At 65.1% G+C, this 21,507-nt stretch carries 20 protein-coding genes and 1 pseudogene; 16 read left to right on the top strand and 5 right to left on the bottom strand.

Translation table 11 applies throughout. The features are described from left to right. Positions 1-82 precede the first annotated feature (82 nt). Both OXF11_18210 and ndhC read right to left on the bottom strand, forming a co-directional pair. Positions 83-712, bottom strand: coding sequence for an NADH-quinone oxidoreductase subunit B (locus tag OXF11_18210; protein ID MCY4489032.1), 630 nt, complete (start codon positions 710-712; stop codon positions 83-85). Beyond that, a complete protein-coding gene (gene ndhC, locus OXF11_18205) occupies positions 712-1,119 on the bottom strand; it encodes an NADH-quinone oxidoreductase subunit A (protein ID MCY4489031.1) in 408 nt (135 codons plus the stop codon). Before ndhC ends, OXF11_18210 begins: the two co-directional genes overlap by 1 nt. A 233-nt stretch (positions 1,120-1,352) precedes the next feature. Between ndhC and OXF11_18200 the strand changes: the two genes are divergently transcribed. The 9 genes and pseudogenes from OXF11_18200 (at position 1,353) to OXF11_18160 (ending at position 9,458) form a co-directional block, all read left to right on the top strand. Next, positions 1,353-2,741, top strand: coding sequence for an ATP-binding protein (locus tag OXF11_18200; GenBank protein MCY4489030.1), 1,389 nt, complete (start codon positions 1,353-1,355; stop codon positions 2,739-2,741). A 120-nt stretch (positions 2,742-2,861) separates the two neighbouring features. After that, positions 2,862-3,110: a CDGSH iron-sulfur domain-containing protein gene (locus tag OXF11_18195; GenBank protein MCY4489029.1), complete on the top strand. Its 249-nt coding sequence runs from the start codon at positions 2,862-2,864 to the stop codon at positions 3,108-3,110. Positions 3,111-3,140: 30 nt separating this feature from the next. Further along, positions 3,141-3,527 (top strand): cupin domain-containing protein, encoded by a 387-nt coding sequence (locus tag OXF11_18190; protein ID MCY4489028.1) that lies wholly within the window; start codon positions 3,141-3,143, stop codon positions 3,525-3,527. Positions 3,528-3,651: 124 nt separating this feature from the next. After that, positions 3,652-3,822, top strand: a pseudogene (locus OXF11_18185) (glutathione S-transferase N-terminal domain-containing protein). A gap of 21 nt (positions 3,823-3,843) precedes the next feature. Then, entirely contained in the window at positions 3,844-4,170 is a 327-nt protein-coding gene (locus tag OXF11_18180) for a glutathione S-transferase family protein (GenBank protein MCY4489027.1), read from the top strand. 19 nt (positions 4,171-4,189) lie between these two features. Continuing rightward, on the top strand, positions 4,190-5,104 hold the full coding sequence (gene larE, locus OXF11_18175; GenBank protein ID MCY4489026.1) for an ATP-dependent sacrificial sulfur transferase LarE: 915 nt from the start codon (positions 4,190-4,192) through the stop codon (positions 5,102-5,104). 662 nt (positions 5,105-5,766) lie between these two features. Beyond that, complete coding sequence (locus OXF11_18170) at positions 5,767-7,140, top strand: ImmA/IrrE family metallo-endopeptidase (GenBank protein MCY4489025.1); 1,374 nt, start codon at positions 5,767-5,769, stop codon at positions 7,138-7,140. A 192-nt stretch (positions 7,141-7,332) separates the two neighbouring features. Further along, positions 7,333-8,370 (top strand): hypothetical protein, encoded by a 1,038-nt coding sequence (locus OXF11_18165; protein MCY4489024.1) that lies wholly within the window; start codon positions 7,333-7,335, stop codon positions 8,368-8,370. A 50-nt stretch (positions 8,371-8,420) separates the two neighbouring features. Next, on the top strand, positions 8,421-9,458 hold the full coding sequence (locus OXF11_18160) for a tripartite tricarboxylate transporter substrate-binding protein (protein MCY4489023.1): 1,038 nt from the start codon (positions 8,421-8,423) through the stop codon (positions 9,456-9,458). 21 nt (positions 9,459-9,479) lie between these two features. Here OXF11_18160 and OXF11_18155 read toward each other — a convergent pair whose 3' ends face one another. Beyond that, entirely contained in the window at positions 9,480-9,935 is a 456-nt protein-coding gene (locus OXF11_18155; protein ID MCY4489022.1) for a VOC family protein, read from the bottom strand. Between the two features lie 101 nt (positions 9,936-10,036). After that, entirely contained in the window at positions 10,037-11,092 is a 1,056-nt protein-coding gene (locus tag OXF11_18150; protein MCY4489021.1) for a cupin domain-containing protein, read from the bottom strand. A 121-nt stretch (positions 11,093-11,213) separates the two neighbouring features. Between OXF11_18150 and OXF11_18145 the strand changes: the two genes are divergently transcribed. After that, positions 11,214-13,268 (top strand): S9 family peptidase, encoded by a 2,055-nt coding sequence (locus OXF11_18145; protein ID MCY4489020.1) that lies wholly within the window; start codon positions 11,214-11,216, stop codon positions 13,266-13,268. Between the two features lie 64 nt (positions 13,269-13,332). Here OXF11_18145 and OXF11_18140 read toward each other — a convergent pair whose 3' ends face one another. Next, positions 13,333-14,280, bottom strand: coding sequence for a cupin domain-containing protein (locus tag OXF11_18140; GenBank protein MCY4489019.1), 948 nt, complete (start codon positions 14,278-14,280; stop codon positions 13,333-13,335). A gap of 180 nt (positions 14,281-14,460) precedes the next feature. Here OXF11_18140 and OXF11_18135 point away from each other — a divergent pair, with 180 nt between their 5' ends. The 6 genes from OXF11_18135 to OXF11_18110 form a co-directional block, all read left to right on the top strand. Next, positions 14,461-15,408 carry a LytTR family DNA-binding domain-containing protein gene (locus OXF11_18135; protein ID MCY4489018.1) on the top strand — a complete coding sequence of 316 codons (948 nt, stop codon included), beginning with the start codon at positions 14,461-14,463 and terminating at the stop codon, positions 15,406-15,408. 315 nt (positions 15,409-15,723) lie between these two features. Further along, the gene (locus tag OXF11_18130) at positions 15,724-16,713 is read left to right on the top strand and encodes an LLM class flavin-dependent oxidoreductase (GenBank protein ID MCY4489017.1); all 990 of its coding nucleotides are present in this window, start codon (positions 15,724-15,726) and stop codon (positions 16,711-16,713) included. A 33-nt stretch (positions 16,714-16,746) separates the two neighbouring features. Continuing rightward, the gene (locus OXF11_18125) at positions 16,747-17,661 is read left to right on the top strand and encodes an alpha/beta hydrolase (protein MCY4489016.1); all 915 of its coding nucleotides are present in this window, start codon (positions 16,747-16,749) and stop codon (positions 17,659-17,661) included. Positions 17,662-17,801: 140 nt separating this feature from the next. Then, the gene (locus OXF11_18120; protein MCY4489015.1) at positions 17,802-18,824 is read left to right on the top strand and encodes a TIGR03619 family F420-dependent LLM class oxidoreductase; all 1,023 of its coding nucleotides are present in this window, start codon (positions 17,802-17,804) and stop codon (positions 18,822-18,824) included. After that, entirely contained in the window at positions 18,817-19,317 is a 501-nt protein-coding gene (locus tag OXF11_18115; protein MCY4489014.1) for a (2Fe-2S)-binding protein, read from the top strand. Before OXF11_18120 ends, OXF11_18115 begins: the two co-directional genes overlap by 8 nt. Beyond that, positions 19,314-21,507 (top strand): xanthine dehydrogenase family protein molybdopterin-binding subunit (locus OXF11_18110; protein ID MCY4489013.1); only part of this gene is annotated, 2,194 nt, incomplete at its 3' end. The genes OXF11_18115 and OXF11_18110, both read left to right, overlap by 4 nt.

Here is a 21,507-nt window from a genome sequence, read left to right as displayed (position 1 = left end):
ACCGCGCGTCGCGCCGATTGGATCATTCGGTCATTCCTGCTCAAGAACGAAGCAACCGTGCTCATCGCTTTACTGGGAGTTGCTAGACCTCGTCCGGCGTACGCAGGCTCGTGGCTCGAACCCGGTCCGGCCGCTTGACGTCGCGCATGGCGGGCAACACCGCCTTCTCCACGCCCTGCGGGCCCACCATCCAGCTCAGGGGCCGGCGCTCGTTGCCCACGGCCTTCTGCAAAAGGGTCAACGCCTCCAGAAAGGCCCAGGGAGCGGGCGGGCAGCCCGGCACGTACACGTCCACGGGAAGGATCTTGTCCACTCCCTGGACCACGCTGTAGATGTCGTACATGCCGCCGGAGTTGGCGCAGGCGCCCATGGAGATCACCCAGCGGGGCTCCATCATCTGCTCGTACAGGCGCCGCACCACCGGCGCCATCTTGATGAAGGGGGTGCCGGCGATCACGATGACGTCGGCCTCCCGCGGCGTGCCGCGGATGACCTCGGCGCCGAAGCGGGCCACGTCGAACTTGCTGGTGAGGCTCGTGGCCATCTCCACGAAGCAGCAGGAAAGCCCGAAGTGGAACGGCCACATGGAGTTCTTGCGTCCCCACCGCACCAGATCCTCAAGGCGCGCCATCACCAGCAGCCGCTGTATGGCGTCGTCGAAGGCCCCCCTCTGCGGCTCGGCCGCCTGGGGTTTGGACAGCGACCATTGCATCAAATGCCGATCCTTTCCCGACCGGCCTTGGCCCGCCTCAGGCGGATAGGCTCCCAGTCGAGCGCGCCCATGCGGTATTCGTAGATCAGCCCCACCACCAGCACCGCCACGAATATCACCATGCCGGCGTAGCCGGCCCAGCCCACCTCCTCGTACGCCACGGCGTAGGCGAAGATGAACACCGCTTCCAGGTCGAAGATCACGAAGAGCATCGCGACGATGTAGAACTTCACCGAGAGACGCACGCGCGCCGACCCGGTGGAGAGGATGCCGGACTCGTAGGGCTCGCCGGTGGCGCGGTCCGAATGGCGCTCGCCCAGGACGAACGACAACCCGATCATGCTGCCCGCCACGACGAGAGCAATCAGAAAGTACAGACCCAGCGGCCAGAGCGTCTCGCTACCCATGGTTAAATGCCGCGCACCGTCCTGTCAGGAGAGTCATGCGGAGGCTGGAGGGGAGGGTAATATATGGGTTGAGGGGTGTCAACTAAGGGGTTGATCGTGTACTCCTCCGCTTGCGTCTCGTCCCAACGCAGCGAACGCACCTCGACTAGGTTCCCCCGACTTTTGTGGATCAATCAAAATCAATGCGCATTTATTATGTTGCAAAACATAATGTTACTACGCATAATAAATGAATGCAATTCCTCGATCGCCGCCACGAGATGGAGCGGCTGGACAGCGTCCTGTCCCGCCCCGGCGCTTTCGCCGTCATCTGGGGCCGCCGGAGAATCGGGAAATCGCGGCTGCTCATCGAATGGTCCCGGGCGCACGACGGTCTGTACACGGTGGCGGATCAGTCGTCCCCGCCGGTGCAACGGCGCTACCTGGCGGCGGCGGTGGCGGAACGATTCCCGGGCTTTGCCGACGTCGAGTACCCGGACTGGCGCTCGTTTCTGACACGGCTTTCCGTCGAGGCGGACCGCGCTGGATGGGAGGGGCCGTGGGTGCTCGACGAGCTGCCCTATCTGATCGAGGCGGACCCCGCGTTGCCCGGTGTTCTGCAGAACTGGCTGGATCGACTGGAGCGGCGGGTTCGCCTGGTGGTGTGCGGATCGAGCCAGCGCATGATGCACAGCGTGATACTGGACGCCGCCGCGCCGCTCTACGGCCGGGCGGTCGAAGCCTTCGCGGTCGGCCCCTTGCCGCCGGGACATCTCGCCGAGGCATTTCCCTGGGACAAGCACCGCGGGTTGGTGGGCGCCTACGCGCTGTGGGGTGGCGTACCCCGTTACTGGGAACTCGCCGAACCCTTCGGAAGCGACATCGAGGCGGCGGTGGATGCACTGGTTCTCGACCCGGCGGGTCCGCTTCATGGTGAACCCGATCGGCTGTTGCGGGAGGAACCCCCTCCCGCCACGGCGTTGCGGCCCTTGCTCGACGTGATCGGCAACGGGGCGCACCGGGTCAGCGAGATCGCCGACCGCCTCGGCAAGCCTGCCTCCAGCCTGTCGCGGCCGCTGGCATCGCTGATCGAGATGGGGTTTGTACGCCGCGACACGCCGTTCGGCAGCGACCCCAAGGCGGGCAGGCGCAGCCTGTACCGCATCGACGACCCGTTTCTGCACTTGTGGTTCCGGGTGGTCGCTCCGCACCGGGCCGCCCTCGCGGCCGCGCCCCGCGAGACACGGCTCACGTACTGGCATCGGCATCGGCCGGCCCTCGATGCCGTCGCCTGGGAGGAGCTGTGCCGCCGAGCCGTCCCCCTGCTGCACCGCTCCGATACGCCCTTGGGCCGGCTGGGTCCCTGGGAGCCCGCGCAACGGTACTGGCGCGGCAACGCGCCGGAACTGGACGTCGTCGCGCGTTCGGTGGACGGGAAGCGGCTGCTGGTGGGCGAGGTCAAGTGGACGGCGCGCCGTGTTGAAACGTCTCGCCCCGTCGCGGGTGTCCTTGTCGGACATCTCGGTGACACCGAGGACGCCGAGGTGGTACAGGCACGGTTCGTCCCGGAGAACACCGTCGCGGCAGCCGGTCCGAACATCCATGTCGTCGATGCGCGGACGGTCATGGGCCTCCTCGTGTAGGCTTCGTCTGGCTCTCCGCCCCAAACTGGAGTATATATTTCAAGCTTCAAGCGCCGACGGCGCTCACTGCGGGAGTGCCCGGCCGAGCCGGAGCGCCAGCGTACCAAGGGAGGAACTCGAATGAGTTTGGCGTACGATGATCTGATCGAGCCGGTGATCGTCCGGCAGGAATCCAAGAGCCGGTTCTACTGCATGTGCGGGCGCACCCAGAACTTCCCGTTCTGCGACGGCTCGCACAAGGTGACGTCCATCACGCCGCGGGAGATCGTCGTGGACAAGCCGCGGACCATGGCCATCTGCTCGTGCTGGCGCTCGAAGACCCGGCCCTACTGCGACGGCACCCACGGCAAGCTCGTGGCGAACAAGTAGCCATCCCGGAACGACAAGGAGGAAAGGCGCATGTACGAGGTCAAGAACCCCATCGAAGAGGCCAAGGCAAACCCGGAGATCCGCCATCTTTCGTTGTGGCGCACGGACCTGACCTACTATTGGACCATCAACTGTGAAGCGAACATGCAGGACGACATGCACTACCACGAGAACGACGACCATATCTTCATGGTCCTCGAGGGCCAGTGCACGGTGCGGACGCCGGAGGACGAGTTCGTCCTGAACCCGCACGACACGATCCTGCTGAGATCGGGCCAGCCGTACCAGCTCTGCAACACCGGCGGGGACCGTCTGCTGCTGTTCGGCGCGGGCAACTCGCAGGTGGACGGCAAGCCGCGCACACGCGTGCCGCGGCGACCCAGCCACGTGCCGGTGAAGGAGCCGATCGTCGCGTAGAATTGACCACAAGCGGGTTTCGAGCCCGCCCGAACGGCGGCCGGCGCGGGAGCGGGCCGCGGACTCGAAGGAGGACGACATGTTGCGACTACTGTCCTACGGTCCTTGACCGTACGCCCACAGGACAAGGCTTGTCCTGGCCGAGAAAGACATCCCTTACGACTTGATCGAATGCGACCTGCAGAACAAGTCGAAAGAACTGGTCACCCTCAACCCGTACGGCAAGGTGCCCGTGCTGGTGGACGAGGACGCGGTGATATACGAATCCGCGGTCATCAACGAGTACCTGGACGAGAAGTTCCCCGACGTGCCGCTGATGCCCAAGGAGCTGACGAAGCGCGCCGAGGTGCGCATCTGGATCGACTTCTGCAACACCCGGCTCCAGGCCGCGGCGGGCAATATCCGCCACGACCACGAGGTGGAGAAGAACAAGAAGCGGCTGCGGCAGCACCTGGAGACGCTGGAAGAGCGCATGACCGGCCGCGAATACATCGTCGACGACTACTCGCTGGCCGACATCACCTACATCCCGTTCTTCACCCGTGAGGACCACTACCGGACGTCCATCACCGAGGACCTGCCCAACGTGAAGCGCTGGCGCGACACGCTGCTGGAGCGGCCGAGGGTCAAGACGACCCCGTGAGGGGCTAGGTGCAGGGCATATGAAGGCTTCCCCCGCCCCTCCCCTCCTGGATTCCCGCTTCCGCGGGAATGACGGAGAGGAGCACCGGGACGACGAGGGCGGCACCGACGCACTGACGAGCAAAGTGACCCGACTTCGGGCGCTGCTGCGGGAAATGGGCCACGTGGTGGTCTGTTTCTCCGGCGGCGTCGACTCGGCCTATCTGCTGGCCGAGGCGGTGAACGTGCTCGGGGACGACGCCCTGGCGCTCACCGCGGTCTCCCCCAGCCTCGCGCCGGAGGAGGGGGCGGACGCCCGGAGCCTCGCCGAGAGCATCGGCGCCCGCCACCGGCTCGTCGACACGTACGAGCTGGACGATCCCCGCTACGCCGCCAACCCCGTCAACCGCTGCTATTTCTGCAAGACCGAGCTTTACGGCAAGGCCGTCGACGAGGCCGCGGCCCTGGACATCCCGCACGTGCTCGACGGCTTCAATCTGGACGACCGCGGCGACCACCGGCCGGGGCGGAAGGCGGCGCGCGAGCGCGGCGTGCGCTCGCCGCTGGACGAACTCGGCTTCACCAAGGCCGACATCCGCGAGGCCGCCCGGCGCATGGGGCTCCGGGTCTGGGACAAGCCAGCGCTGGCGTGCCTTTCCAGCCGCTTCCCCTACGGCACCGCCATCACCCCCGAGAAGCTCACCCAGGTGAACCGCTGCGAGCGCGTGCTCCGCGAACTCGATTTCCGCGTCTACCGGGTGCGCTACCACGACGCGCTGGCGCGCATCGAGGTGGCGCCCGACGAGTTCGACAAGCTGCTGCGGCCGGACCTGCGCGAGGAAATCCTTCGGCGCTTCAAGGAAGCCGGCTTCACGTACGTCAGCATCGACCTGCAGGGCTACCGCACCGGCTCCCTCAACGAGACGGTCCGCAGCGAGGCTACCAAGAACGTTTAGGCCTAAGGAGCGGGGTCGCGCACCCATGAGCGAACGGCTCTTGCCCGTGCCGGCCGCCAAGGCCCCTGCGACGGGGCATTCTCGCTCGCGCATTCGAATCACCGACCCATCCCCATAGAGCGCCGGACCCAAGCCTCGAACACGCGCAGCCCGGCGGCGGTGGGTACTGTTTCAAACTGCGGAGCCTCCGCATCCCGTGTCTTGTCGTACTTCCATTGACTAGTTCTCACCCGTGTATGAGCGCTATACTTGTCCACCTGGAGGATATTGGACGATGCGAGCCCCACGACGCAGGCGTCCGCGTAAACGGACGATGTATTGTCCGCCGGACACCAACCTGGACAGATTAGCCAACCAAGTGGTCTACGAAGGCAGTGCCGAACACAAAGACATTCCAAGCTTTGCCGGCCAACCTCGCTTGCGTGCCGACGCTTCTTGCTGCCCTCGGGAGATAACGGACCCGTAAGTGGTCTCCGGATGGCTTCGGTTGGCGATTCACCGCGGCGCTGTCGGCGCGCCTTGGGAGGGGGAATACCCGCGCTATGTGTGGTACATGCACGCCGACACGGTCTTTGAAGCCCGGCTGGTGAACCGTGAAAGGGGTTCCTACAAGGGATATCCGCTGGACAGTGGCGAATGGCCAAAGGGCATCGAGTCACTTTATGCCGCATCTTGAATTCGAAGTGGATTGGGTGGACCCAGAAGGGGTCAGGGGACCGGAGTTGTCCGCGACCTGGGCATCGCTGCAGATCAAAGCCGATGACTCCGTCGTGACGCGAGTACTGGATACCCGGGCAAGAACCATCCGCGATTTTGTCTATGTCCCGATCTATCCGCTAGCGGAATGGTTGGCTATCAACTGGTGGTTCCTGATGCACGAATTCGGAAGCCCGGCGAAGGATGGGAATCCCGACTTCCGTCGTCGACATTCGCTCGGGGCCAACCGGGAAGGATATTCATTCCCCAGCCTGGAAGCGGTTTCGTCCGGCTCTTGGACCCGCCTCACCTGGAAACGGGAGGGGAGTCGTTGGACCAAGGTAGCGTTCCTGGAACAGGGCGAGACGTGGGTAGACAGCGATGAGTTTCGCGAGTGTTGCACAGGCCTTATCGACAGGGTGATCCGACGGCTCGTATCCCTTGGTGTCGATGACACCTTGCTGCAGGAAGAATGGGCTTCAATTCAGACTGCGGATGAAGACGAGGCGCGATTCTGCCAAACAGCGGCCGGACTGGGCTGGGACCCCTATGCCCTGGACGACGACGAACGCAACCGGGTGGTGCTGTATACCGACAAACTGGGCGAGTTGCTGAGCGAGGCAGTGCCGGCCGCCAATACGGAAGACCCATCCGAAAATTGGGCCGCAATCGTGGATGCCGTATTCAAGGTAAAGAGATTCCGGAGCCTTTCTTTGGATCGCCTCAGGTCCTTCCGCCATGAAGCTTACAGCGGGGCAATCGCGGAAACAGAGTACCGGTATCTTGGTCCCTCAGTTCTGGGAATTTTCCATCGCGCACATCCATGGAACGTCGGCTACGAATACGCGCAGCGACTGCGCCAACACCTGAATCTGGATGGCCAACCGCTACCCACCATGCAGCGATTGGCGGAAGCCCTTGGCGAAGATGCCGGTTCCATAAAGAGAGTAGCCAGACCGCCCGTGGCCGCTGGCGGCTGGCCGTGGCTCGTAGACGGCATCGTCACCCGTAACGACGACGGTAACCCGGCCTTTGCCTTGCGAGCAGTTCGCGCCGACAGCCAACGGTTTCAATTTTGCCGCGCCCTTGGGGAAGTCTTGCTGTCGCCGGACTCCGACACGCTGCTCACGAGGACCTACTCGGAGCGGCAACAGCGCAACCGCGCCTTCGCAGCCGAGTTTCTGGCGCCCGCGTCCGGGTTGCGAGACAGAATTGCGCACCCTGTCGTCGATACCGACGACATCGGCGAACTGGCGGCGGCTTTCGGTGTTTCGCCGTACGTGATCGAACACCAGATCAAGAACCACCAAATTGCCCGCGTCTTCACGGCGGTGGACTAGGCGAATTGATCGCCGGACTCCGTCTCACGCTCAGTCTTGCAACTCGGCAAGACGGCGCGACAGCAAGGCGTTGCCCAGACGCCAATTTGAGTCTCCTGGACGAGTCGGCGGGGTTGACACTCCAGAAGCACGTTGTTACGGGTAGCCGGTTCTGATCGGGCGCAAGGCCGGGAACACCCAACGAGTTTGCCAATGTTTCGCATGATCATGTCGCTGGCCGTCGCACTGACGCTGTTCCTCGGCCATGCCACGGCGGGGGCGGAGGAGTTCTACAAGGGCAAGAACCTGCGCATGCTGGTGGGGTTCTCGCCGGGCGGCGGCTACGACACTTACACTCGCTTCGTCGCCCGCTACATCAGGCACTACATTCCCGGGAGTCCGACGCCGGTGGTGCAGAACCTGCCCGGCGCCGGAAGTCTGGTGACGGCCAATTTCATCTACAAGAAGGCCAAGCCCGACGGGCTGACCCTAGGGGTGTGGAGTCCGGGATTGGTGCTGGCCCACGCCATGGGCGACAAGAAGGTGAAGATCGTCCCCAGGCGGTTCGGGATCATCGGGGTACCGACGCGGGACGCCGTGGCGTGCGCGATCATGGGGCGCACGGGTCTCAAGACCCTGGACGACATCGTCAAGTCGGGGAGGGAGCTCAAGATGGGCGGCACGCGCGCCCCGGGGATCACCACCGACCCCTTCCTGTTCCTGAACCGGGAGCTGGGCACCAGGTTCAAGAGCATCACGGGCTACGGCGGCACCGCCAGGGTGCGGCTGGCCATGGACAAGGGCGAGGTGGACGGCGCGTGTTGGACGTGGGACTCCATGAGGGTCACGGCCCGCGGCATGCTCGACAACACCGGCGACAGGAAGCTGATTCCGTTCATCATCGCCCAGCGGCGCGACAACCCGGAGGTCAAGGACCTGCCACTGTTCCAGGAGGTGTTGACCGGCGAGAACCTGGAGGCGTTCAAGGTCTGGAACCTGCAGAACGGCATCACGCGCATCTTCACGCTGCCGCCGGGAACGCCCAAGGACCGGACCGCGATCCTGCAGAGGGCTTTCAAGTCCGTGACGGAGAATCCCGACTTCCTCGCGGATGCGAAGAAGGCCGACGTCTCCGTCGACTACGTGCCGCCTCGGGAGATCCGCAACGCCTTGATCGGATTCGACACCATGGCGCCCGACATCCGCGAGTACCTGCGGGTTCTGACGGGTTTCAAGAAGCCCAAGCCATAATTCTTCCAACCGGGCCGCAAGAACGTCGAACAAAGAAAGGAGAAAATCGCATGTTACGGAGAATCGTGTTGCTGACGGCGCTGCTGGCGCTGACCCTGGTGCAGACCCCGGCGGGCGCCGAGGAATTCTACAAGGGCAAGACCCTGCGCATGCTCGTGGGCTTCTCGCCGGGAGGCGGTTACGACACCTATACCCGCTACATTGCCCGCTACATCGGCAAGTACATTCCAGGAAACCCGACGCCCGTGGTTCAGAACATGCCGGGGGCGGGGAGCCTGATCACCGCCACGTACGTTTTCAAGCGCGCCAAACCCGATGGGCGGACCCTGGGGGTGTGGAGCCCGGCGCTGATCTTCGCCCACGCCATGGGCGACAAGAAAGTGAAGATCGACCCCGCCAAGTACGAATACATCGGCACACCGACGTCGGACTCCGTGACCTGCGGCCTCATGGCCGGCTCGGGGCTCAAGTCGCTGGACGATGTCGTCAAATCGGGCAGGACGGTCGCCATGGGCGGCACGCGCGCGCCCGGCAACACCACGGATCCGTTCCTGTTCCTCAACAAGCAACTGGGAACGAAGTTCAAGAGCATCCCCGGGTACGGCGGCACGGCCAAGATACGGCTCGCCATGGAATCGGGCGAGGGGGACGGCGCGTGCTGGACCTGGGAGTCCATGAGGGTCACGGCGCGCGGAATGCTTGATGCCTCCGGGGACAAGAAATTCGTCCCCTTCGTCATCACCAAGCGTCACGCCGATCCCGAGGTGAAAGACATCCCGCTGTTCTCGGATGTTCTCACCGGTCAGAATCTCGCGGCTTTCAACGCCTGGAACGCCCAGAACCAGATCACGCGCGTATACACGCTGCCGCCCGGGACCCCGGGGGACCGCGTGGCCACGCTGCGGAAGGCTTACAAGGCCGTGATGGAGGATCCAGGTTTTCTGGCGGAAGCGAAGAAGTCCCGCTTGAACATCGCCTACGTATCCCCGCGGGACATCGCGGACAAGTTGAAATCCATCAACAACATGCCGCCGGACATCAAGGAGTACCTGCAGGTTCTCACGGGCTTCAAGAAGCCGCAGTCCTGAGCCAGCACGGGATGGCGCCGGCTACTCCGGCGTCATCCCCTTCTTCGAAAGCTCCTCGACGGCGGCGGACGTCTTCTTCAGGCCGCCCAGGCCCATCCCGTTGAGCACGTTGGGGGCCTTGGAGAACTGGACGTCGTCGTAGGGCACCACCTCGATGCGGTTGCCCCAGGGGTCGCGGAAGTTGAGGCGCTGGTCCAGGGGCTCGACGCCGAGGCGTTCGAGGGCGGCGCGCACCGGTGCCCGGTCGTCCACCACGAAGCCGAAGTGCCGCTTCCCGTCCATCTCCTGGGTCTTGCCCAGGCTCAACTGGATGAACTGGTCGCCGAGGTCGATGAAGGCGTTGTGGTCGCCCCGGCCGCGCAGGCTGAAGTCGAAGATGGCGCCGTAGAACGCCAGCGCCTCGTCCAGGTCCCCCACCTCCAGCACCACGTGGTTGATGCCCATGGCCCGGGCCTTCCGGGAAGTGCTCTCGCTCATGGCTGCTCCTTTCGGTCGCGGCGGGCGGGGGGGCCCGCCGGACTCATCTGCTCATCGGCAGGGGGTTGGCGCGGTGGCGCTCCCCGCGCCGCGCGCCCTCGTCACATCTGTGCGGTGACGCCGTTGCGCGCGCATTCGTCCTCGTACATCCGACGCAGCGCCTGGTCCTCGTCCTCGAACTCGATCTGCTCGACGCCGCGCTCCTCGCCCTGCACCGCGGTGGAAGCGTGCAGCGCCACGAACCGGCACGGCTCGGGGCCGGTGTTGTAGTGCTGATGCCAGCTCCCCGCCGGCGGCGACATCACGGTGCCCTCCTGCCAGTCGAAGCGCTCGGGCTTCGCGCCCTCCTGCCACATGAGCGAATAGCCGGTGGAGTCGAGCATGTAGATGTGCGCGCCGGGGCCGTGCCGGTGCGCCTTCTTGTAGGTCCCCACCGGGAACTGGGAGACGTGGGCGAGCATGGTGCTGCCGGCCATGTGGATGTACATGTTGCGGTTGCCCTTGCCGCGCTTCTCCCGCGGCACCAGCTTGATGTCGCGGATATTGCTGATGAAGTTGTTCTCCAGGATGCCGCCGTAATAGTCGGTGTTGTACTTCCCGTCGCGGCTGAAGAAGTCCTCCTGGGCCGGATCGAAGCGGTCCCTGAAGACGTGGTCGGTGTTGAAGATGAAACCCGGGTCCCGGTAGAGCTCGAACACCACCGGGGCGCTGGTGAGGGCGAAATAGCGCGCCGGTTCCTGGCCGCTGGCGTTGAAGTGCTGGTGCCAGGCGTTGAGGGGGATGGCGAAGAGGCTCCCGGTTTCCCACTCGAAGGTGCGCTTGCGCGCGTCGTCGTACCACACCGTGGTGGCGCCGCGTCCCTGGGTGATGAGCACAATCTCCTCGAACAGGTGCCGCTGGGGCTCGAGGCTCGTCCCCGCGGCGATCTCGCACACGTAGCCGTCGGCCACGCGCTGGTCGGAGAACGACAGGTAGGCGCCCTTGCCGCCGCGGCGCGGCCACTCGCCCAGCTCCATGCGGCGCACGTCCCGGACGTGGGAGCCGCTCACCACCGGCAACCCCTCGGATTCGATCCAGCGGTCATACGCCCCGAACCGGTCGCTCATGAACTGCACGTAGGGATGGACTTCGAACTCCTTGACGGCCCTGGTCGCCATGACGCCCTCCTCTGCTTGGTGTCCTTTCCGGATGCGCACAGGCCAACACTAGAGCCTTTGGCCACGGAATGCGAGCGCGCGCCGCGTTCGTGGGCGCGCCGAATTCTGCTAAGGTGGACCGATGGAACGCACTCTGAATCCACCGGCCGCCAAGATCATTCCCGAAAGACTCGAGCACCACGGTCACGTGCGCACCGACGACTATTACTGGCTGCGCGAACGGGACAACCCCGACACCGTGGCCTATCTGGAAGCGGAAAACGCCCACACCAAGGAGTCCATGGCCCACGTCCAGGAGCTGGAGGACTCCCTGTTCGAGGAGATCAAGGGGCGCATCAAGCAGACGGACATGTCCGTGCCCTACCGCAGGGACGACTACTACTATTACACCCGATTCGAGGAGGGTCAGGAGTATCCGCTTTACGCGCGCAAGCGCGAGTCCCTGGAGAACCCCGAGGAGCTGATGCTCGACGTCAACGCGCTGGCCGAAGGCCACGAGTTCTTCTCGGTGGCGCGCATAGCGGTGAGCTTCGGACAGGACCTGCTGGCGTACGCGGAGGACACGCAGGGGCGGCGCATCTACACCGTCCGTTTCAAGGACCTCGCCACCGGAGAGACGCTGCCCGACGTCATCCCGGAGGTGACGAGCAACATCACCTGGGCCAACGACAACCGCACGCTCTTCTACGCCAAGCAGGACCCGGAGACCCTGCGCTCCTGCCGCATCTACCGCCACGTGCTCGGGACCGATCCCGCCGAGGACGTGCTCGTCTACGAGGAAACCGACGACACCTTCTCGGCCCACGTGTTCAAGACGAAGTCCAAGCGATACTTGATGATCGTCTCTTCCCAGACCCTGAGCAGCGAGTACCGCTACCTCGACGCCGGCGACCCCACCGGCGCGTTCACGGTCTTCGTGCCGCGGGAACGGGGCCACGAACACGCGGTCGACCACTTCGAGGACCGCTTCTTCATCCACACCAACCACGAAGCGCAGAATTTCCGCCTCATGTCGACGCCGGTGGACCGCACCGGCAAGGAGCATTGGAAGGAGGTCATCCCGCACCGGCCCGAGGTGCTGCTGGAGGGCTTCGAGGTGTTCCGCGACCACCTGGTGCTGGAGGAACGGCACGACGGCCTGATGCGCCTCCGCGTCATCCCGTGGGACGGTTCGGAGGAGCACTACCTGGAGTTCGGCGAGCCCGCCTACGCCGCCGGCACCAGCGTGAACCCGGAGTTCGACACCACGGTGCTGCGCTACGGCTACACCTCCATGACCACCCCCAGCTCCATTTACGACTACGACATGGTGACGCGCGCGAGGACCCTGCTCAAGCAGGAAGAGGTGCTCGGCGGCTTCGACAGCGGCGACTACCGCACCGAGCGGCTCCACGCCACGGCCGCGGACGGCGCCCGGGTGCCCATCTCGCTGGTGTACCGCAAGGGGATGGAACGCGACGGCCGCAGTCCGCTGCTGCTCTACGGCTACGGCTCCTACGGCCACAGCCTCGACGCCGCCTTCGGCTCCGCGCGCCTGAGCCTGCTCGACCGGGGCTTCGTCTTCGCCATCGCCCACATCCGCGGCGGCGAGGAGATGGGGCGGGCGTGGTACGAGGACGGCAGGCTGCTCAGGAAGAAGAACACGTTCACGGACTTCATCGCGTGCGCCGAGCACCTGATCGAGCAGCGCTATACTTCACGGGAACGGCTCTTCGCCATGGGCGGAAGCGCCGGCGGGCTCCTGATGGGGGCGGTGGTGAACCTGCGCTCGGACCTGTTCAAGGGCATGGTGGCGCAGGTGCCGTTCGTGGACGTGGTCACCACCATGCTGGACCCGGACATCCCCCTCACCACCGGCGAGTACGACGAGTGGGGCAACCCCGACGACAAGGAGTTCTACGACTACATCCTGTCCTACTCGCCCTACGACAACGTCGCCGCCAGGGACTACCCGCACATGCTGGTGACCACCGGCCTGCACGATTCCCAGGTGCAGTACTGGGAGCCGGCCAAATGGGTCGCCAGGCTGCGCGCCGTCAAGACCGATCGGAACCGGCTGCTGCTGAAGACCAATATGGAAGCGGGACACGGCGGCGCATCGGGGCGTTTCAGACGTTACCGCGAAATCGCCCTGGAATACGCGTTTCTGCTGGATCTGGCCGGAATCGACGAATAGGACGAATAGCCGCCCGCGATGTCCGCGCGGAACGGACCGTGCCGCGGGCGGCTTGCCAGCCGGGCTACTTGTCCTCGTCGCCCTCATCCATCGACATGGCCTTGAGGTGCTTGTCGATGGTGGTGTAGCCCTTCCACTGATCCACGATCCAGTAGCGGATGCCGAACTCGAAGCGCAGCTCGCGGGTCTCGCCGTCGCTGGGATTGAAGTGCTGGTGGTGCATCATGCCGGGAGGCACGTGGACCGCGTCCCCCTGCTCCCAGGTGTACTTCTTCCCGCCGATCTCCGAGTAGCCCGCCCCCATGAGCGCGTAGAGGTACGCCTCGGGGTGCGCGTGGCTGTGGCTCTTGGAGCGCGGCAACTCCACGAAGATGGAACTGATGGCGGCCGCGGTGGCCTTGAAGCCGTTGCGGCTGCCGCTGCGCCCCATGAGGAAGTAGGTGGCGCCGTGCTTGGACTCGCCCGAAAGCTCGTGCTGGTCCTGGTGCATGGAGATGCGCCGGCCGTCTTCCGGCCAGTCCTGGGACTCTTCCGGCCCGATGGCCGCCATCGCCGCCGGGTCGTTGGCGCCGCAGTCCTCGAACTGCTCCAGGCGTCCCATGTAGACCGAGGCCTCCAGGTGCCATGCCAGCCCCGAGATGTACCCCACCGGGACGTCGCCGTTGTTGAACAACTGGTGCTCGGAACGGTAGGGCACGTGGAGCACGGTACCCGGCCCGAAGTCGTAGCGCTTCCCGTCGAGCACCATGAAGCCGGTGCCGCTCTCGACGTAAATCGCCTCCTCGCCGTGGCTGTGACGCCCGGTGTGCCACCCCACGGGAATCTCCGCCCGCATCATCATGCTGCCGCCGGTGGGGAAGCCCTTCTCGGGCGCGATCATCAACGCGGCCTTGGCGTCCTGCCGCGTCTTGACCCACTCGAGCTCCTTGTGGCGCGCGACTCGCGGCGCGTTCTCCACGAATTCCTCGTTCCGTCCGGTGGTGTTCAGCCATTCACTGTAAAAGTCGCTCATCGTTTCCCTCCCTGAGCCGCGCGGCACTGCCAGCGCGTCCGTTTAGCTGTTGCTTCTTTAGACGAATTCCGGTCCTGCGACAAGGAGACCGGAACATCCCGGAGGGAGAACCCATTTGACATTTATCGATCGGTCAAATAGTGTCCATGAAGAGGTATTCAACCACGGGATTGGTGAAAAATGGGCAGTTCGTACTCTTCGTCGGTTTCGGATGATGAGGTGGACGGCAGCAAGGAACATCCGTGGGAGGCTGCGTATCGTGAAGCGCTGAGTCCCTACATCTTCAAGAGGGTCCTGATCTTGATGGCCCTGTACCTGGGCGCATACACTCTCATATGCCCGTTGGGTGCGGATGGCCTCACATGGACCCAACGCGCGGCCTATCTCGGTCTGTGCTCGGCCTTGGTCGCGCCTTTGTGCTATGCGGAGTACGTCGTTACGCTCTACCTCACGCGGTACTGGAGCCCGCCGGGCATCACGCTGGCGGCTTTCGCGGCCACTTTCATTGCCACGCCCACGGCCACGGTCATCGCATACGGCGTCGACACGCTGCTCTTCCCTCCCCTCTTGGTCCCCGCCGACTGGCCCACCGTGTACCTGTTCCTGACGATCTCCGTCCTGATATGCGGGACCGTCACCCACTATCTGGTCAGCCAACGTTCCAGGGACGAAGCGGCCGGCGAAACCTGGACGGAAACGCTTCCCGATACGGCTCCGCCCGACACCCCGGACGAACGAGCGGCGTCCCGCGTCGCGGCCGGCCACAACGCCGAGGAGTCCCGGTCCGGCTTCCTGCGCCGCCTGCCGGCGGAGGCGGGACAGGACGTCATCTACCTCAAGATGCGCGACCACTACGTGGAGATCGTCACCGCCACCGGCAATTGCGCCCTGCTGATGCGTTTCGTCGACGCCATCCACGAGCTGTCGCCCCAAGGCATCCGGGTACACCGCTCCTACTGGGTCGCGCTTCGGCACGTGGAGGGTTGGACCAAACGCAACCACCGTGTGTTCCTGCGCCTCACGGGCGGGCACCTGGTTCCCGTCAGCCGTACCTACCTCGCCCAGACGCGCGCCGCCGTCGAGCGTGAGCAGTCCCCGCAGGCGACGAGCGCAAAAGAATCGCGGTGATCCCGTGCCTTGCCGGCCCGGCCAAGCCGCCGGCGCTCCTGGGGCTCGCTTGACAGTTTTCGCGAGCGGAGTCTATATAAGATTCTCGGCTCGGAACATCGTGCAGGACGTCACTGCCGCGATGCGGTCCAGCAATGCTCCTCCCCGGCCGCATTGTTCATGGTCCTTCGCAGCGACAGCATCCGCAAGTTGATGAAATGAAATGGCGCTTGAAGGCGTCGTTTCGCACACTTGTTTCCGGTGAGCCGGTTCACGGACGCCGAGGGTATTTCTCTTCAAGTCAATTTCCACAGGAAACCGCAAGGAGGTTTGAGCATGGCGACGAAACTGAAGTTCGGACTGTTGCTGCCCCATTTCGGGGATCAGGGATCGGTCGAGAAGTGCATCGAGGGATCCAAGCTGGCCGAGTCCTTGGGTTTTGACTCCGTCTGGGTGCGGGACCACCTGGTGTTCGAGCCCCACGGCATGGAAGGCACGGACAACACCCACATCGAGTGCGTCGCCATCCTGTCGGCGATCTCGTCGGTGTGCAAGAAGCTGATCCTGGGATCGGGTACGATGATCTCCCACAGACACCCGATCCACTTGGCCCAGTGCATGGCGGCCCTGAGCGTGTTGTCCGAGGGCAAGGTCATCATGGGCATCGGCGCCGGGACGTTCCAGCACGAGTTCGCCGCGGCGGGACTCAAGAACACGCGGGACGACCGCTTCAACATGGCCAAGATCAACTCCCACCTCGTGCGGCGCCTCTGGGCCGGGGAAAAGGTGAACTACCAGGACGAGTACTACTCCTTCGAGGACGTCGAGTTGAAGCCCACGCCGCTGGCGCCCATCCCCATCTGGTACGGCGGCGGCACCCCGGCCTCGTGCCGGCGGGCGGTGGACTACTGCGACGGCTGGATGCCCGGACGCATCCCGCTGGCGACCTTCCACAAGTGCATCAAGTACCTGCACGACCTGTGCGACAAGGCCGGCAAGCCCATGGTCACCACCGGCGCCATCCCCATCACCAGCATCGCCAAGGACAAGGACACCGCGGTGAGCAAGGTCAACGCGCCGGGGCTCATCAACGAGGGCAACAAGAAGCCCACATGGGTGAAGCCCAAGTCCGGCACCTTCTCCAAGCTGGAGGACATCGAGGGGCTCTTGTTGGCGGGCACGCCGGAGGACATCGTCCGCGACACGCAGCGCTACGAAGAGGGCGGCCTCAACCACATCGTCTACGACCTCCGGTTCCGCTACGAAGACTGGTACGAGCAGATCGAGCTGCTGGGCAAGGAAGTCCTGCCGGCGGTGCGCGCCTAGGCGGAACGGCCGGGCGCTCCTTGGGAGGACCACATGCGAACAGAGGACGTCTACTTCTACAGCGAAGGATACAAGGTCCACGGGACCGTCTACCTGCCCGACGATGACCAGGGGAAACCCTGGCCGGGCATCGTCCAGGGCCCGGGCTTTCTGGGACTCAAGGACGCCAAGCACTACATCCTGATGTTCGAGCGGTTGTGCGAGTCGGGCTACGCGTGCCTGTGCTTCGACTACCGCGGCTGGGGGCAGAGCGAAGGCCCGCAGAAGGGCTGGGTCATGCCCACCTGGCAGGCCGAGGACATCCGCAACGCCATCACGTACATGGAGACCCGCGACGACGTGGACTCCGACCGCATCGCCACCTACGGCTCCGGCGGCACCGGCGGCGGCAACGCCGTGCTGGTGGGCGCCACCGACAGCCGGGTCAAGTGCGTGGTCTGCTACCTGGGCGTGTGCAGCGGCCGCGACTGGCTCCATTCCATGCGCCGGGAATACGAGTGGATCGACTACCTCAAGCGCATCGAGGAGGATCGCCGGGTCCGGGTGCTGAACGGCACCGGCGAGCTGGTGGCGGCGCGCGAGGAGATCATGGTCCAGACCCCGGAGCGCATGACCACCAACATCAAGAAAGAGGTGGCGTCCAAGATCCCCAACCAGATGCCGCTGCAGTGCGCCGACGCCATCCTGGACTACTGCCCGGAGGACGTGGTCCACAAGATCTCGCCGCGGGGCGTGCTGTTCGTCGCGGTGGAGAATGACGCCACCACCCCGGAAGAGCACTCCATCCGCATGTACGAGAAGGCGGGCGAGCCCAAGAAGCTCGTCATGCTGCGGAAGACCACCCACTACGGGGTCTACAACGACTACTTCGACCGGATCGCCGGCGAGGTGGTGGACTGGTACAACCGTCATCTCAAGTACGACCGCGTCGGCATCACGGAACCGTAGGGACCGGGATGGCGGCGCGGGCCCGGGTTCGGGCGTCCGAAATGATGGAGGGCGGACCCAACATCATCCCGGACGCCCGAACCCCGGCCTAGGTCGAAGGACGCGTACCGAAGAAAACCAGAGGGCGAGGAGTATTGATCATGGGGAAGTTCGAATTCGGTATCAGGGTGCCCAACTCGGGGCCGCTCTCCAGCAAGGAGAACATCGTCAAGGCGGCACAGAATTCCGAGGAGTTGGGCTTCGACACGATCTGGCTCCATGACCACGTGGTGTGGAGCTCGGAGATGCACCGGCACCATATCTCGTCCGGCGCCGCCGAGGCCCTGACCGACGCGCAGGAGGCCAACTTCTTCGAGTGCATGACCACGATGTCGTACCTGGCCGCCAAGACCAAGGACATCCAGATCGGCGTGGCGTGTCTCGTGATGCCGCTGCGCAACCCCATCTACGCGGCCAAGCAGTGCGCCACCCTGGACCACCTGTGCGACGGGCGCTTGTTGGTGGGCGTGGGCCTGGGCTCGAAGGCCACCCGCGACTCCAGCGAGTTCGACGTGTTCGAGGTGCCCATCAAGGGCAGGGGCAACCGCACCGACGAGTACATTGAGGCCATGAAGGCCATCTGGACCCAGCCCATGGCGTCCTACGAGGGCAAGTACCTCAAGTTCGACAACGCCGAAATCCACCCCAAGCCGGTGCAGCAGCCGCACCCGCCGGTGTGGGTGGGCGGCTGGATGGACCAGGCCGCGGTGCGCGCGGGCCGCTACGGCGAGGGCTGGATTCCCGGGTGGCTGTCGCCCACGGAGATGGCCCGGGGCTGCGAGATCCTCAACAAGGCCGCCGAGGACGCCGGGCGTGATCCCGCGGGCATCAAGATCGCCGTGGAAAAGCTGGCCTGCATCGCCCGCACCCGGGACGAGGCCATGACCCTGGCGCTGCCCACCATCCGCGAAAGCTCCCACACCTACGAGCGCGACGTCGACAACATCCAGTTCGCCCTGGACCGCCACATCATCGGTTCGGTGGACGACGTGCGCCGGCGCCTCGACGAGTTCATCGAGGCCGGCGTCCAGCACTTCGAGCTGAAGCTCATCTACCCGGACATGGACACCATGTACAAGGAGATGCTGCTCTGGTCGGAGGAGATCATTCCGCACTATGTCTAACGCGAAACCAGCCCTCGTGGAGTTGCGTTTCGAGCTCAACGGCAAGGACACGGCCGTGGAGTGCGAGCCGCAGCAGACCCTTTCGGAAGTGCTGCGCAACCGCCTGAACCTCACCGGCACCAAGATCTCGTGCGAGGTGCAGGTGTGCGGCGCGTGCACGGTGCTGGTGGACGGCCTGCCGGTCAGCGCCTGCACCTACTTGGCCTACGAGGCCCAGGGCCGCCGCGTCACCACCGTCGAAGGGCTGGAGAACGCCGACCGCTCGTTGCATCCGATCCAGCAGTGCTTCATCGACGAGTTCGCGTTCCAGTGCGGCTTCTGCACGCCGGGCATGATCCTGTCGGCCAAGGCCCTGCTCGACGACAACCCCGATCCCACCGACGACGAGATCATTCACCACATGGACGGCAACCTCTGCCGCTGCACCGGATACGTGCCCATCGTGAAGGCCATCCGCAAGGCGGCGACGGTGATGAAGGAGGCGCGCGGATGAGCGACGACAAGAACCGCGACTTCGAGGTGGTCAACCACTCGGTGCCGCGCCGCGACGGGCGCGCCAAGGTGTCCGGGCGGGCGCTGTACGTGAGCGACGTCAAGCTCGCGGGCATGGCCTACGCCAAGGTGCTGCGGAGCCCCTACGCCCACGCCCGCATCGTCTCCATGGACACGTCCGAGGCGGAGGCCCGGCCCGGCGTCTACTGCGTGCTGCGGGGCGACGACCTGGAAGGGCTGAACCCGTACTTCGGCCACGCCGTCAAGGACCATCCGCTGGTGGCCATCGACAAGGTGCGCTACGCGGGCGAGCCCGTGGCCGCGGTCATCGCGGAGGACGAGCTCACCGCCTACGAGGCGCTGGAGTTCATCCACGTGGAGTACGAGGAGCTGCCGGCGGTGATGGAGCCGCGGGAGTCGCTGGACCCCGCCGCGCCGCTCTTGCACCAGCGCGAGTTCGAGGCCGGCGCCCTGCGCGGCTTCGAGGGCGAGGTCACCGCGGGCCGGGGCACCAACCTGTGCCAGGAGCACCACATCAAGTGGGGCGACGTGGACGAGGCCTTCTCCAACGCCGCGACGGTGGTGGAAGGCGAGTATTACTTCCCCATGGCCTACGCCTACGCCATGGAGCCCTACGTGGCCATCGCCGAGGTGGGCGACGACAACGTCACCATCTACTCCTCGGCCCAGCACCCCTTCATGGTGCGCCACGACCTCAAGACCATCTTCGACATGCCGGTCAGCCAGATCCGCCTGATCGTGCCGTTCGTGGGCGGCGGCTACGGCAGCAAGTCCTACACCAAGATCGAGCCGCTGGTGTCGGCGTGCGCATGGAAGGCGCGGCGGCCGGTGAAGCTGCAGCTCAGCGTGGAAGAGGCGATGCTCACCACCCGCGGCGACGACGCCCTCACCTGGATGCGCACCGCGGCGGACGCCGACGGCAAGATCATCGCGCGCCAAGCCAAGATCTTGATGAACACCGGCGCCTACGCGGAGAACAGCCCCCTGGTGTGCGAGAAGTCGTCCAACCGCTGCGTCGGCCCCTACGCCATACCCAACGTCCAGATCGACAACACCATGGTCTACACCAACACGGTGCCGGCCAGTTCCTTCCGCGGCTTCGGCTGCGCCCAGGTGACCATGGCCGGCGAGTCCCAGATCGACGAGCTGGCGGCCAAGGTCGGCATGGACCCCTACGAGTTCCGCATGCACAACGCGGCGCGGCCCAAGCAGGAGTTCTTCCCCGGCATGCGCCCGTTCGACGGTTCGCTGACCCAGGACCTGAAGATCGTCGCCGACAACATCGGCTGGAACGAGCCCCTGCCGAGCGGCCACGGCCGCAGCATCGGCTGCTCCGCCAGCGACGCCGGCGCCTATCCCCTCACCTCCACGGCCGTGCGCGTGCACGCCGACGGCTCGGCGTCGCTGATGATCGGCAGCACCGAGCTGGGCCAGGGCAGCCATACCGTGCTGCCGCAGATTGCCGCCGAGGAGCTGGGCATACCCTTCGACCTGGTCCGGGTGGTGTCCTCCGACACCGCCATCACCCCCTACGACCGTTCCACCGGCGCCAGCCGCACCACCACCCTCATGGGCCGGGCGGTGCAGGAGGCCAGCCAGGAGGCCAAGGAGCAGATGGTGCGCATGGCCGCGGACGTGCTCGGAGTGCAGGAGTCGGAGATCGAGTCCGTCCGCGGCGGCATCACGTGCGGCGAGGTACGGCTCAACTGGTCCGAGGTGCTGACCCGCTACTACAAGCTCCCGGACGGCGAGGTCATCGGCCGCGCCTACATCCGCAAGGACAAAGACTTCGCGCAGCTTCCGGTGTTCTGGGAAGCCGCCGCCACCGGCATCGAAGTTTCGGTGGACGAGGAGACCGGCAAGATCACCATGGAGAAGCTGGGAACCTGCGGCGACGTGGGGCTGGCCATCAACCCGGCCCTGGCCGAGGGCCAGGACATCGGCGCCGCCACCACCGGCATGGGCATCGGCATGTTCGAGGAGCTGGAGTTCGACCGTAACCAGCTCCTGAACGGCAACATCCTGGAGTACCGCCTGCCGCGCTTCTCCGACATGCCGCCGACGGTGAAGCTGGAGTTGGTGCAGAACCGCGACGGGGTGGGACCCTACGGCGCCAAGGGCGGCGGCGAAGCCTCCCTCAACTCGCTGCCCGCCAACATCGCCAACGCGG

This window comes from Deltaproteobacteria bacterium (assembly GCA_026712905.1).
Lineage (GTDB): Bacteria > Desulfobacterota > Binatia > UBA9968 > JAJDTQ01 > JAJDTQ01.
The sequence above is the reverse complement of the archived record's forward strand: the minus strand, read 5'-3'. Positions and strand labels throughout refer to the sequence as shown.

Bases quoted from the DNA above. Each gene is read 5' to 3' on its own strand.
- OXF11_18125 (MCY4489016.1), top strand. From the start codon at position 16,747: ATGCGAACAGAGGACGTCTACTTCTACAGCGAAGGATACAAGGTCCAC.
- OXF11_18180 (MCY4489027.1), top strand. From the start codon at position 3,844: ATGCCCAAGGAGCTGACGAAGCGCGCCGAGGTGCGCATCTGGATCGAC.
- OXF11_18200 (MCY4489030.1), top strand. From the start codon at position 1,353: ATGCAATTCCTCGATCGCCGCCACGAGATGGAGCGGCTGGACAGCGTC.
- larE (MCY4489026.1), top strand. From the start codon at position 4,190: ATGAAGGCTTCCCCCGCCCCTCCCCTCCTGGATTCCCGCTTCCGCGGG.
- OXF11_18150 (MCY4489021.1), bottom strand. From the start codon at position 11,092: ATGGCGACCAGGGCCGTCAAGGAGTTCGAAGTCCATCCCTACGTGCAG.
- OXF11_18190 (MCY4489028.1), top strand. From the start codon at position 3,141: ATGTACGAGGTCAAGAACCCCATCGAAGAGGCCAAGGCAAACCCGGAG.
- OXF11_18155 (MCY4489022.1), bottom strand. From the start codon at position 9,935: ATGAGCGAGAGCACTTCCCGGAAGGCCCGGGCCATGGGCATCAACCAC.
- OXF11_18115 (MCY4489014.1), top strand. From the start codon at position 18,817: ATGTCTAACGCGAAACCAGCCCTCGTGGAGTTGCGTTTCGAGCTCAAC.
- OXF11_18170 (MCY4489025.1), top strand. From the start codon at position 5,767: ATGCCGCATCTTGAATTCGAAGTGGATTGGGTGGACCCAGAAGGGGTC.
- ndhC (MCY4489031.1), bottom strand. From the start codon at position 1,119: ATGGGTAGCGAGACGCTCTGGCCGCTGGGTCTGTACTTTCTGATTGCT.
- OXF11_18135 (MCY4489018.1), top strand. From the start codon at position 14,461: ATGGGCAGTTCGTACTCTTCGTCGGTTTCGGATGATGAGGTGGACGGC.
- OXF11_18140 (MCY4489019.1), bottom strand. From the start codon at position 14,280: ATGAGCGACTTTTACAGTGAATGGCTGAACACCACCGGACGGAACGAG.
- OXF11_18195 (MCY4489029.1), top strand. From the start codon at position 2,862: ATGAGTTTGGCGTACGATGATCTGATCGAGCCGGTGATCGTCCGGCAG.
- OXF11_18160 (MCY4489023.1), top strand. From the start codon at position 8,421: ATGTTACGGAGAATCGTGTTGCTGACGGCGCTGCTGGCGCTGACCCTG.
- OXF11_18165 (MCY4489024.1), top strand. From the start codon at position 7,333: ATGTTTCGCATGATCATGTCGCTGGCCGTCGCACTGACGCTGTTCCTC.
- OXF11_18210 (MCY4489032.1), bottom strand. From the start codon at position 712: ATGCAATGGTCGCTGTCCAAACCCCAGGCGGCCGAGCCGCAGAGGGGG.
- OXF11_18145 (MCY4489020.1), top strand. From the start codon at position 11,214: ATGGAACGCACTCTGAATCCACCGGCCGCCAAGATCATTCCCGAAAGA.
- OXF11_18130 (MCY4489017.1), top strand. From the start codon at position 15,724: ATGGCGACGAAACTGAAGTTCGGACTGTTGCTGCCCCATTTCGGGGAT.
- OXF11_18120 (MCY4489015.1), top strand. From the start codon at position 17,802: ATGGGGAAGTTCGAATTCGGTATCAGGGTGCCCAACTCGGGGCCGCTC.